This is a genomic window from Pyrinomonas sp. (assembly GCF_040289685.1).
Taxonomy (GTDB): Bacteria; Acidobacteriota; Blastocatellia; order Pyrinomonadales; family Pyrinomonadaceae; genus Pyrinomonas.
This window is the reverse complement of record NZ_PSLQ01000086.1, coordinates 1-11,819: the sequence shown is the minus strand read 5'-3', so window position 1 is coordinate 11,819 and position 11,819 is coordinate 1. Positions and strand designations below refer to the sequence as shown.

Below are 11,819 nucleotides of genomic sequence, written 5' to 3'. Positions count from 1 at the left end.
GTCGCTAATCAATTACCACCCGCCATACGGCTTGAAAACATGCGCTGAGAGGAAGGAACATGAACCGAGCACCGATCTCTTCTTTCATCGAACACCACTTCAGACATTTCAATGCGGCGGCGCTCATCGATGCCGCCCGCGCTTACCGTGGCCATCTTGAAGCCGGCGGAAAGATGTTTCTCGCGTTGGCTGGCGCGATGAGCACGGCGGAACTCGGTCTCAGCCTCGCCGAGATGATCCGCCAAGACAAGGTTCACGCCATCTCTTGCACGGGCGCCAATCTCGAAGAGGATCTCTTCAATCTCGTGGCTCACGATTTCTACGAACGCGTGCCGAACTGGCGCGATCTGACGCCCGAAGACGAACGCGCGCTGCTCGAACGTCACATGAACCGCGTCACCGACACTTGCATCCCCGAGATGGAAGCGATGCGGCGGCTCGAAGGCGCCTTGCTCGACGAATGGACCCGCGCCGACCAAGCTGGCGAAAGATACTTCCCTCACCAGTTCATGTATCGCATCTTACGTTCAGGCGCGCTCGAAGAGTTCTACCAAATAGACCCCAAAGACTCGTGGGTCTATGCAGCGATGGAGAAGGATCTGCCCATCTTCGTCCCCGGTTGGGAAGATTCGACCATGGGGAACGTGTATGCCGCCCACTGCATCGCAGGCGACGTCAAACAGGTCCACACGGTGCGGACCGGGATCGAGTACATGATCGAATTGGCCGAGTGGTACACTTTGACATCGGCCGAAGCGCCCATCGGTTTCTTCCAGATCGGCGGCGGAATCGCGGGCGATTTCCCGATCTGCGTCGTCCCAATGCTCCATCAGGATCTGCGTCGCGAGAACGTGCCTGTCTGGGCCTACTTCTGCCAAATCTCGGATTCGACGACGAGCTACGGTTCGTATTCGGGCGCGGTCCCGAACGAGAAGATTACGTGGGGCAAGCTGGCGGTGGAAACCCCCAAATTCGTCATCGAGTCGGACGCAACGATCGTCGCGCCGCTCATCTTCGCTTACGTTCTAGGCTGGTGACCAGACGATGGACTGTGTCGCCAGCTCGACTCAATGCGTTATGGGAATCGTAAAATGACGACGCATCGCTTCATCGTCACCGGCGGAGCCGGCTTCATCGGCAGCGCGCTCGTCTGGAAACTCAACCGGATGGGCGAGACCGATATCCTCGTCGTTGACCGACTGGACTGCTCGGACAAGTGGAAGAACCTCACGCCGCTTAAGTTCCAAGACTACTTGGACGCCGACGAATTCCTGCAACGTGTGGAGCGCGCGCCGCAGAGCTTCAGCGCGACGCGCGTTCTACTTCACATGGGCGCTTGCTCTTCGACCACCGAACGCGATGCGCGTTACATGATGCGCAACAACTACGAATACACCAAAACGCTCGCACACTGGGCGGTAGAGCATGGCATCCGCTTTATCTACGCTTCTTCCGCGGCGACCTACGGCGACGGCTCCGCCGGCATGGCAGACGGGACGGAGAACTTGGAACGACTGCGCCCGCTGAACATCTACGGCTATTCAAAACACCTCTTCGATCTTTACGCCCATCGCTGCGGTCTGCTCGCGCGCATCGTCGGGCTGAAGTACTTCAACGTCTTCGGGCCGAACGAGTATCACAAAGGCGAGATGCGCAGCCTCGTCAACAAAGCTTTCGCGCAAGCGCGCGAGACCGGCAAGATCAAGCTCTTCAAAAGTCACCATCCCGACTATCGCGACGGAGAGTTCGGGCGCGACTTCATCTACGTCAAAGACGCAGTTGAGATGACGCTCCACTTCGTCGAAAATCCGGCCAGCGGATTGTTCAACATAGGTTCGGGCCAGATCCACACGTGGCGCGAGTTGGCCGAAGCGGTCTTCGCCGCGCTCGACATGCCCGCACGTATCGAATACATCGAAATGCCGACCGAACTGCGCGACCGCTACCAGTATCACACACAGGCAGACATCACGCGCCTACGGCAAACCGGCTACGCGAAACCCATCACGCCGCTCAAAGAGGCGGTCGCCGATTACGTGCGCAACTATCTGCTCCCCGGCAAATTCCTCGGCGATGAGGCTTGAAAAACGAAGCGCGTCGAGATACCGTTTGCGCCCGCTTTCTTTCAGCAGCGAGTTTTGGAAGACCCAAAGAGCATCGTCAATCGAGCTACGCGCCAACTTAGACCGAAAGCCACTGCACAAACGATCAGATGTGTATGACGTGTGAGCGGCGCCAGACGTAGGTCGGGATCGAACCGTGTGGAGCCGAAGTTAGCAGGATCAAATACTCTTCATCGTCTTTTTCGGGCGGCACGAGCACTTCCCAAAATCTCGCGCTGGCTACAGCGGTAAGCACTCTTTCCGGCGTCTGCACGAGCGCAAGCCGTCGCAAGCAGGCGTACATGTGATCGCGTCCGCGACCGTATTCGCCCGTCTCTTCGCCGAGCGAAAGGCGCACCTCCATGCGCTCCGCGACGAAGTGGGCGACGAGCGAAGCAGCCAAAATCACACCGCGCTCGAAGCGTTGCGACCAGTCGTTGCCCTCTTCGTGGCGCATGGTATCGAAGAGCACGTGTACGCGACGTTCCTCTTCCGCCGTGAACTCGCGCACGATCAAGCGTCGTGCTCGCGCCGTCGCCTTCCAATCAACATGGCGCAAACTGTCGTGCGGTTGGTAATCGCGCAAACTGTAAAGATCATGTCCCGTGCCGCGACGCGCCGTTTCGCTCTGGCCGAGCGCCATCGGCAACAGGTGAAGCTCGTCGCCAATCGGTTCCGGTTTCGGATAGATGATGATCTCCACATCGCGCGCGTGGAGTCGGCGACGCAGACGGAAGAAGCCGAACGGGAAGCGCGTCGAGAGATCAAAGCCGATCACCTTCCAGCGTCCGCGCCGATCGAAACGATGCTCGATCCGTTGCTCGACGCGCGACCGCGCTGGCACGTAAACGAAATAGCCGAGGGCGCGGTTGTGCATCTTGCCGTCGAAGACGGCACGCGCTTCGACCAAGATCGAAATCGAAGGCCACACGCGCTTCGAGTTCTGCACGGCGACGAGCGCGGGAGCCGACTCTCCAGCGAAGAGATGATCCGGGAAACGAGCCTGAACTTGCAGTTCGCGCAACGCCATCCTTCCGGCAGCGAGGGCGACGAAGAGAGTTGAGACGAGCGTTGAGAAGATCAGAAACAAGAGATTGTTACCGGTGTTGGCCGCGGCCAACGTGACCACCGCTAAGAGCGCGAGAAAGAGCCAGCCGCCGGCGCCGATCCGCACCGGAAGATCAAAGAGCGCGATTTCAGCTCGTGCTGAACGAAAGAGCGGCGGAATGACGAAGATGATGATCAGCGCAACGAAGATGAGCGATGCAATGGCCGCAAGGCGCGCCATCTCCGGCTCCCCCCAACGACGCGCCAGCGCCGTCAACACCGCCATGAATACGCCGCCCAAGACGAGCGCGCCGCTGGCCACCGCTTGCAACCAATCGCGTCGAGTCTTGGGCCAGAATCCAGCGGCGCCTAACCGCGACCGCTCTTTTTCGATCAACCGGTTCATACCGGAACGGCGACCGTTTTGATGATCTCGCGCAACACGGCCTCGGCCTCCTCGCTGCGCCGCATGGATGAGGAGAAGCGTGAGTTGACCACGAGGCGGTGCGCAAAGACCGGCATCACGAGCCGCTTGATATCATCGGGAAGACAATAAGAGCGATGTTCGGTGAGCGCCAGCGCCTGCGCAGCGCGAAAGAGAGCGAGCGTGCCGCGCGGGCTGACGCCGAGGTCGAGCATTTCGGAGCGCCGCGTCGCCTCCACGATGCGCAGCAGGTAATCGACCAAGGCATCATCGACGCGCACCTGAGCGACGACGCGCTGTAGCTCCAAGACCTCTTCGCCGTTCATCACGGGCCGCAATGAGGCGAGCGGGTCGCTCTGCGTCCGCTCGCGCAGGATGCGTCGTTCGACTTCTGGCTCCGGATAGCCGATCCGCACGCGCAACATGAAGCGATCCAATTGGGATTCGGGCAGCGGATAGGTGCCATGATGCTCGATCGGGTTCTGGGTAGCGACGACGATGAACGGACGCGGCAACGGATAAGTGACGCCTTCCACCGTGACGTGACCTTCGGCCATCGCTTCGAGCAATGCCGATTGCGTCTTCGGCGTCGTGCGATTGATCTCGTCGGCCAGGACAACGTGTGCGAAAACAGGACCGCGCTTGAACTCGAATTCGGAAGAGCGCTCGTTGTAAACCGATAGCCCGATCAGGTCGGACGGTAGAAGATCGGAAGTGAACTGTATGCGCTGAAAGCTTAGGTCAAGCGATCGGGCGAGCGCTTGCGCCAGCGTCGTTTTGCCGACGCCCGGCACATCTTCAACCAACAGATGGCCGCCGGCGATGAGCGCGACGACCGCCAGTCGGACCGCTTCGGATTTGCCATGGATTACCGTTTCGATGGCTGCCTGCAACTGTTCGAGGCGCTGCGCAGCCACGCCGAGGACGCTTTCTTCGGTTGTCGAAAGACGATTCATGCCGTAAACGATCCCCATTCATTCTACACGACGACCGTCGCAACCGCATCTGGCGCGGAGATTAGCGCCGATGCCGTGCGCCGTAGTAAAATTCAGTCTCCGTTTGATGCCGCATTTTGGAACTTCGACCGTCGCGGCGGCGTGTAATTTTCGTTGAGGAGAGGGGATGACGGCAAACAGAAGGCGCCAACAGGGTTTCTCGTTGATCGAACTGCTGATCGTCGTCGCGATCATCGGCATTTTGGTGAGCATCATCGTGCCGGCTTATCGCTCGAGCGTAAGGCGCGGCAATGAGGCGGCAGCCATCGGCACGTTGCGTACCATCCGCGACAATCAGATCGACTACGCCATGTCGCACCGCGGCGAGTACGGCACGTTCGATCAACTCATTCAGGCCGGATACTTGGACCAGCGTTTCGCGGGCGATCAGCCTGTGGTCAGCGGCTACATCTTTCGCCTGAAGGTGGTGCCGAAATCGGGGACGCAACCGGCTTTTTTCAGCGTTAATGCCGACCCGCAACAGCCAGGCGTCACCGGAACGCGCTACTTCTACATCGACTCGAACGTGAGCGTGCCGCGCCAGAACAACGAGCAACCGGCCTCGCCGGATGATCCGCCCATCGAATAAAGGGGCTTGACGCTCGTGGCGCCCCTTTGCTAGATTTTTACCTTTCGATCAAGCCCGCTTAGCTCAGTGGTAGAGCACTCGTTTCACACGCGAGGGGTCAGAAGTTCGAATCTTCTAGCGGGCACCATTTTCCGATGCGAAGAGCGCTCTGCTCTTCGCATCATCGTTTTCCGGCACGATCTGCTGGTCTCCATGAGAAGAGTTACTGGCAGGTGCCCTCTTTTCGCCCACGGGCGCGCGCGCAAGGGCAGCCGTTCAACGCACGGGGATTTCGCCTGTCCGCAAGGACAAACTGACTTTTGCGCCCGCTGCGATCCTCAGGCGCGGTGTTCGTCGGCTACAGCGCCAACGCTTCTTCGGTCCCGCTGATCTCGCCCTGCAAGAACTCGAAGGCGAGATGGGCAACGCCCAACAACCCGGCATCGTCGCCACAAGCGGCGCGCACGATCTGCGCGCGCCGTGCCGGAACTGGGAAGGCACGCGACAGCAACTCCTGGCGCGCGTGCTCAATGAAGAGGTCCCACCCATTGGCCGCGCCGCCGCCGATGACGATCATCTCCGGGTTGAGCAGGTTGACGAGGCTGGCCAAGCCAATCCCCAAATATTGCCCCATGCGACGGAAGACTTCACGCGCCAATTCATCGCCCGCCAATCCGTGCTCGTAGACATCTTTGGCCGTCAACTGCGTCAACGCCCGGAGCGTCGAACTCGGGTAGCGAGTCAATCCTTCGTGGGCCATGCGCACAACGGCTGTGGCCGAAGCGTAGACTTCCAAGCACCCGCGCCCACCGCAGTTGCAGGCATGGCCGAAAGGTTCGACGCTCATGTGACCGATCTCGCCCGCCGCACCATCAACGCCCCGCCAGAGCTTGCCATCGAGAATGATCCCGCCGCCAACGCCTGTACCAAGAGTCAGGCAGATAATGGTCCGGCGCTCGCGCGCCGCTCCCTGCCACATCTCGCCGACGGCTGCGGCGTTAGCGTCGTTCTCCAGGATGACGGGCCATGAGACATCGCCCATGAGCGCGGCGCGCAACCGAAAGCCGTTGATGCATGGGATGTTCGGCGCGTTCATCACCACTCCGCTGGCGGCTTCCACCGTTCCGGGAAGGGCGATGGCCAAGGCGCGAATGCGCGCGCCACGCGCCGCGCTACGCTGTTCGCATTCGCGCACCGCGGCGATGATGGCTTGCACGATTTGGCCGGCATCGTCGGTGCGTGGCGTGTGGTGCTTGACGCGATCATGCGTACGTCCGCGTTGATCCACGGTCGCTGCCCGTAGATTCGTCCCACCCAGATCCACTGCTATGACTAACTCGCTAGCTTCCTCATCTTTGACAGCCCTGAGTCTTTCTTCCTTTTTGCGCAATTTTCTGGCCTCTGGCTTCAATGAAGATAAAAAGCGTCGATCTTCAGCCGCGCCGCCGACTGAACATATCAAATCCGACGGCAGCGACCAAGATCGCCCCCTTGACGATATCTTGAATATAATCGCGCACGTTCTCCAAAGACATGCCGTTGTCCAAACTCGCCATGAAGAGCGCGCCGAGACAAGCGCCGAAGACCGTGCCGCGTCCGCCCATCAAGCTTGCGCCGCCGATGACGCAGGCCGCAATAGCGTCCAATTCCAACAACACGCCGGCATCGGGCGAGGCGCTTCCGACACGCGCCGTGTAGATGATCGCAGCCACTCCCGTCAACAACCCCATCAAGCAGAAGACGGCGACGATGTGCCGTCGGATGTTGATGCCCGAAAGGCGCGCCGCTTCCGCGTTGCCGCCAATAGCGTAAAGATAGCGACCGAAGGTCGTGTTCTGCGTGATGAAGACTCCGATGAGCGCGACCACGAGCAAGACCATCACCGGAATCGGCACTCCGGCATAAGCGTTCATCACGTAGACGAAACCGACGACGAGCGCCGATGGGACGAGCGTGCGCATGATCAGCTCGGTTGTGCTCGGCGGACGCAATCCGTGTTTGATCCGCGCGCGGCGGCGCTGCACGTTGCTCCAAACGATCGCGAGAACGGCAACGGCAGCCAAGATCCACCCGATCGGAGGCGCAAGGTAACTTTGCCCGATCGCTTTGAACGCTTCGATGTTGATTGGAATAGTGCGCCCTTCGCTGACCCCTTTGATCACCCCGCGCCACGCGAGCAGACCGCCGAGCGTGACGATGAAGGCCGGGATGTTCACGTAAGCGACCAAGCTCCCTTGAAGCGCGCCGATGACTAGGCCGATCAACAGCGCTGATGCGAGGCTCGCCCCCAAGCCCCAACCGTAAGAGTATTGCACAATGGCGGCCACACCGCCGGCCAACCCGAGCAACGACCCAACGGAGAGATCTATGTGCCCGGCGACGATCACCATCAGCATCCCGACGGCCAGAATGCCCGTCACCGCTGTTTGACGCATGAGGTTCGACAGATTGCGCGCTTCCAGAAACACGCCATCGGTTACGTAAGCGAAGATGGCCCAGACGACGATGAGCGCGATGATCATCGTGTAGGCCCGCAACACCGATGCTTGCACCTTCCACCGAAAGAGGCGCGTCTCCGGCGCTATCTCCGCGCTCGTCGGCGGATGTTGAACCACAGGTTCTTTCGCCGCTTGACTCATATATCACCTCAGCGTTCAAGGATCGAAGATCGATCTTCGTCGTTTACGACGGTCGCTTTGGCGTGTCCCGTGGCACACGCCATCACGGCTTCGGGCGTCGCTTCGCCGCGCGCAAACTCGCCCGTTACCCTGCCTTCGTGCAGCACCAGAACGCGATCCGCAAGGCCCAGCACTTCCGGTAGCTCCGATGAGACGAGCACGATGGCCAGCCCTTGCTCGGCCAGCCGATTGATCTGCGCGTAGATCTCCTGTTTGGCGCCGACATCGATGCCGCGCGTCGGCTCGTCCAAAAAGAGAACGCGCGGAACGGTGAGCAACCACTTGGCGAGAACGACCTTCTGCTGATTCCCGCCGGAGAGCGTGCCCGCTAAAGTAAAGACGTTTGGCGCGCGGATGCGCAACTCGCGCATGGCGCGTTCGCCCGCTGCGATCTCCGCATCCACGTTGGTGATGAAGCGACCTGAAAGCCGTTCCAAACTCGCCAGCGTCATGTTGTTCAAGATCGTCTGGTCCAGTATGAGGCCAAACCTTTTGCGATCTTCGGTGACGAAGCCGAGTCCGTGTCGAATGGCCTCTGCCGGGCTGTTGATCTTGACCGGGCGTCCCTCGATCAACACTTCGCCGCCGATCCTGCCGGGATGGGCACCGAAGATCGCCATCAACAGCTCGCTTCGACCGGCTCCCATCAACCCGGCGATGCCAAGCACCTCGCCGCGTCGCACGGCGAAGCTCACGTCCTTAACGAGAAGTTTGCCCGGCACCGCTGGATCCTCCACCGTGATCCCACGCGCTTCGAAGACCACATCGCCCGGCACATGCTCGCTCTTCGGGAAGATATCGCCGACCTCGCGCCCGACCATCATGGCGATCACGCGACCGCGGTCAAGCTCGGCGGTCAGCGCCGTTCCGACCGTGCGCCCGTCGCGCAGCACCGTGATCCGATCCGCCAAGGCGAACACCTCATCGAGCTTGTGCGAGATGTAGATCATGCCGACGCCGCGCGCGCGCAAACGACGGAGGATGCCGAAGAGCGTTTCCACTTCGGCATCGGTGAGCGCCGCCGTCGGTTCGTCCAGCACCAGAATGCGCGCTTCGTGCGAAAGCGCTTTGGCGATCTCCACCAATTGCTGTTGACCGATGCCGAGATTGCGCACGGGCGTATGCGGGTCGATCGGCAGATGAAGATCATCAAGCAACTTCTGCGCGCGACGGTAAAGCTCCTCCCATTGGACCACGCCGAAGCGACGCGGCTCGCGCCCGAGAAAAATGTTTTCGCCGACCGTCATGTCTTTGACGAGCGACAGTTCTTGAAAGATGATCGCAATGCCAGCCATCTCAGCATCGCGCACGCCGCTGAAACGCTGCTCGCGCCCTTCGATCAAAATCTGTCCGCCGTACTCCGGATACGGATAGACGCCACCCAAAACCTTCATCAAAGTGGATTTGCCTGCACCGTTTTCGCCCACCAGCGCATGGACCTCGCCCGCTCGAAGATCGAACGAGACGCCGTCCAGCGCGCGCACGCCCGGAAAGGTTTTGGTGATGTCGCGCATCTCAAGAAGCGAATGCTTCCGTTCCACAGCTTACCTCTCGCTCCCGTAATGGTTGGATACCATCCGACCGGCGCTCGATCGGAAACCGCCGCATCTTACGCGATCCTTGAAAATCAAAGGACTTCTCGCCGACCTTGTGCAACGAACGCTTCGCTTAACGCACTCGCCTCAGAAGTCGCTCAGAGACGTGATCAGCCGCCCGCAGCCGAGGCTTGAATGCGTGGCCACTGGTCGCGCGGGACGTTGCGGTAGATCTCTTCCAACTTGTGGAAGCCATCTTTGACCACGGTCTGAACCACGTTCTCTTTATCAACCACGATCGGTTCGAGCAAGATGGACGGCACATCCTTTTTGCCGTTGTTGACGACGCCATTGGTTTCGACGTTCTCGCCGCGCGCGAGTTTGACGGCAGCTTCAGCCGCTCGTTCGGCGAGTTGTTTGATCGGTTTGTAAACGGTCATCGTCTGTTTGCCTTCGACGATGCGTTGCAATGCCGCAAGGTCCGCGTCCTGTCCCGAGACCAGCACTTTGCCCGCCAGCCCCTGCTCCTCCAACGCTTGAACGACGCCGCCAGCGGTGCCATCGTTGGATGCAACCACGGCGGCGATGCGGTTGTTCGCTTGCGTCAAGGCGTTCTCCGTGTGATTGAGCGCTTCTTTGGGCGACCACTCGCGCGTCCACTGGTCCGCGACGATGCGAATCTTGCCGCTCTCGATGGCTGGCTTGAGGACCTTCATCTGCCCTTCGCGCAACATGTGGGCGTTGTTGTCGGTGGGTGCGCCGCCGATCAACACGTAGTTGCCCTCAGGCGCGCGTTCGAGCAAGTAACGCGCCTGCATCTCGCCGACGCGCACGTTGTCGAACGAGACGTATAGGTCAACATCGGCGTTGCGGATCAAACGGTCGTAGGAGATGACCGGCACGCCTTGGCGTTTGGCCGCCTCGACGATGGCCGCCGCCGTTTCGGCGTTGTGCGGCACGACGACGAGCACGTCAATGTTTTGCGTCAAGAGGTTTTCGGCCTGTTGCAACTGGAGGGCGTCATCGCTGTTGGCCGCTTGCACGAGGACTTCGGCCCCCATTTCCTTTGCTTTTGCAACGAACAAATCGCGGTCGCGCTGCCATCGCTCCTCTTTCAACGTATCCATTGAAAGCCCGATACGCACTGGGCCAGTCTTGCGTTGTCGCTTGTTCGCTTGTTCGGGAGGCGCGGTCACACAGCCGACCATGCTCGAAAAGAAGATGGCGAAGATAAGAAAGCATGTTTTTTCGAAGATCTTCATCTCGTATTCCTCGTTTTGGAAAGTCGCTTGCCCGCGAGCCGCTCAGTCCGGCGAAAAGGTTGCGGCGCATAAGATTAGCAGCAGCGCGGGAAAATTTCTAGACCGAAGATGAAGCGACGCGCCGACCGCGCGGGGATCGAAGACGCGGCAGGGCGCAGACGGAAAATCTCTGGTCGGACGATAAGGGGACGCCACTTTCCGGAAACCGCGCGTCGGATCGTTCATCTCACTCCGACGACGAGCGCTAGTCGCCTAGCAATCCGTCACAGGTAGAAAAAGCTCAAGCGTGGGATGGCGCGCTCTTCGCGCAAACGTTTGAAGAGCAATCGTTCGGTCATCTCGCGCAACGCGCCGTCGTTTGCGCCGTAGGCGACCAGTTCTCTTTCCGCGGCTCGTAGTCGGGCGCGACGTTCGTCGGGAGTAAGCGCGTCGAACAGCGCACGTGCGAGTTCTTCTTCTAGTTGATCCAGTTCATCGCAGATGGCCTTCGCGTCCAAAGTAGTTTCGCCCTGCGCTCGCCGACTCATGACGGCGAGGCGCGCATCCACTTGGTGCAATTTCGCCGCCAACATCTTCTCCCCTTCGCTCTCAGCTTTTTGCCGTGCGGCGCAGAGCGCCTTTCGACATGAGGCTAGGTGCGCCACGAGTTCAGCGCGCGGAATCGCTTCGCTCGTGGCCTCGCCTTGTCCGTCGCGCCCTTGTTGTATCTCCAGCCACTCAGCGAAAAGCGCTTCGACCTCTTCGCGACAGTAGGCGAGCGACCGGACCGGGCGATGGCGCTGACTTTGCCGACGAGCATCGAAGGTGCGTTCGATGGCGCGCAGAACGACGTGGAGCGGGATGCCGCGTCTCTTCCATTCGTCGATCAGCGACCAATCGAGCGGGCTGAGAAGCAACGGCTTCCCGCGACGACGGATGAACGTCTCCTCGATCTCAGAAAAGTAATCGAAACGGTTGGCGCACTCGTTCATAGCTCCGGCAGCAGTAGCGAAGCGCGCCGGCAGCCCTTCGAGAACTTCGGGTGCGACGCGCGACACAACGGATTGTATTTTTTCAGCGCTGGAAACACAACCCCTAGTGAACCTGCCGCGCTGCGCCCCGATGCGCGCCCTTTTTCAGCGCTGGAAACAGCAAGCAGATCATCCCGAAGACTTCTTCGTGGCAGCTCGCGAATCCATCGCGACCGATCTTCTCCCCCCCCGCTTCCG

The 11,819-nt window shown here is 60.2% G+C and carries 10 protein-coding genes and 1 tRNA gene; 4 read left to right on the top strand and 7 right to left on the bottom strand.

What is annotated here, in order from left to right:
* Positions 1-59: 59 nt before the first annotated feature.
* A complete protein-coding gene (locus C4334_RS13655; RefSeq protein WP_352432644.1) occupies positions 60-1,037 on the top strand; it encodes a deoxyhypusine synthase family protein in 978 nt (325 codons plus the stop codon).
* A 54-nt stretch (positions 1,038-1,091) separates the two neighbouring features.
* A complete protein-coding gene (gene rfaD / locus C4334_RS13650; RefSeq protein WP_352432643.1) occupies positions 1,092-2,084 on the top strand; it encodes an ADP-glyceromanno-heptose 6-epimerase in 993 nt (330 codons plus the stop codon).
* A gap of 124 nt (positions 2,085-2,208) precedes the next feature.
* Here the strand turns inward: rfaD and C4334_RS13645 are convergent, their stop codons facing one another.
* A complete protein-coding gene (locus C4334_RS13645) occupies positions 2,209-3,555 on the bottom strand; it encodes a DUF58 domain-containing protein (RefSeq protein WP_352432642.1) in 1,347 nt (448 codons plus the stop codon).
* Positions 3,552-4,547 carry an AAA family ATPase gene (locus C4334_RS13640; protein WP_352432641.1) on the bottom strand — a complete coding sequence of 332 codons (996 nt, stop codon included), beginning with the start codon at positions 4,545-4,547 and terminating at the stop codon, positions 3,552-3,554. The genes C4334_RS13645 and C4334_RS13640 overlap by 4 nt, the downstream gene beginning before the upstream one ends.
* A gap of 148 nt (positions 4,548-4,695) precedes the next feature.
* Between C4334_RS13640 and C4334_RS13635 the strand changes: the two genes are divergently transcribed.
* A complete protein-coding gene (locus C4334_RS13635) occupies positions 4,696-5,157 on the top strand; it encodes a prepilin-type N-terminal cleavage/methylation domain-containing protein (protein ID WP_352432640.1) in 462 nt (153 codons plus the stop codon).
* 52 nt (positions 5,158-5,209) lie between these two features.
* A tRNA-Val gene (locus C4334_RS13630) sits at positions 5,210-5,284 on the top strand.
* Between the two features lie 210 nt (positions 5,285-5,494).
* Here the strand turns inward: C4334_RS13630 and C4334_RS13625 are convergent.
* The 5 genes from C4334_RS13625 to C4334_RS13605 form a co-directional block, all read right to left on the bottom strand.
* On the bottom strand, positions 5,495-6,460 hold the full coding sequence (locus tag C4334_RS13625) for an ROK family protein (protein ID WP_352432639.1): 966 nt from the start codon (positions 6,458-6,460) through the stop codon (positions 5,495-5,497).
* A 109-nt stretch (positions 6,461-6,569) separates the two neighbouring features.
* Entirely contained in the window at positions 6,570-7,775 is a 1,206-nt protein-coding gene (locus tag C4334_RS13620; RefSeq protein ID WP_352432638.1) for a sugar ABC transporter permease, read from the bottom strand.
* Between the two features lie 8 nt (positions 7,776-7,783).
* The gene (locus C4334_RS13615; protein ID WP_352432637.1) at positions 7,784-9,355 is read right to left on the bottom strand and encodes a xylose ABC transporter ATP-binding protein; all 1,572 of its coding nucleotides are present in this window, start codon (positions 9,353-9,355) and stop codon (positions 7,784-7,786) included.
* A 164-nt stretch (positions 9,356-9,519) separates the two neighbouring features.
* Positions 9,520-10,611 carry a D-xylose ABC transporter substrate-binding protein gene (gene xylF / locus C4334_RS13610; RefSeq protein ID WP_352432636.1) on the bottom strand — a complete coding sequence of 364 codons (1,092 nt, stop codon included), beginning with the start codon at positions 10,609-10,611 and terminating at the stop codon, positions 9,520-9,522.
* 263 nt (positions 10,612-10,874) lie between these two features.
* A complete protein-coding gene (locus C4334_RS13605; RefSeq protein ID WP_352432635.1) occupies positions 10,875-11,648 on the bottom strand; it encodes a hypothetical protein in 774 nt (257 codons plus the stop codon).
* Between the last annotated feature and the right edge of the window lie 171 nt (positions 11,649-11,819).

Bases quoted from the DNA above. Each gene is read 5' to 3' on its own strand.
- C4334_RS13635 (WP_352432640.1), top strand. From the start codon at position 4,696: ATGACGGCAAACAGAAGGCGCCAACAGGGTTTCTCGTTGATCGAACTG.
- C4334_RS13620 (WP_352432638.1), bottom strand. From the start codon at position 7,775: ATGAGTCAAGCGGCGAAAGAACCTGTGGTTCAACATCCGCCGACGAGC.
- C4334_RS13640 (WP_352432641.1), bottom strand. From the start codon at position 4,547: ATGGGGATCGTTTACGGCATGAATCGTCTTTCGACAACCGAAGAAAGC.
- C4334_RS13645 (WP_352432642.1), bottom strand. From the start codon at position 3,555: ATGAACCGGTTGATCGAAAAAGAGCGGTCGCGGTTAGGCGCCGCTGGA.
- rfaD (WP_352432643.1), top strand. From the start codon at position 1,092: ATGACGACGCATCGCTTCATCGTCACCGGCGGAGCCGGCTTCATCGGC.
- C4334_RS13655 (WP_352432644.1), top strand. From the start codon at position 60: ATGAACCGAGCACCGATCTCTTCTTTCATCGAACACCACTTCAGACAT.
- xylF (WP_352432636.1), bottom strand. From the start codon at position 10,611: ATGAAGATCTTCGAAAAAACATGCTTTCTTATCTTCGCCATCTTCTTT.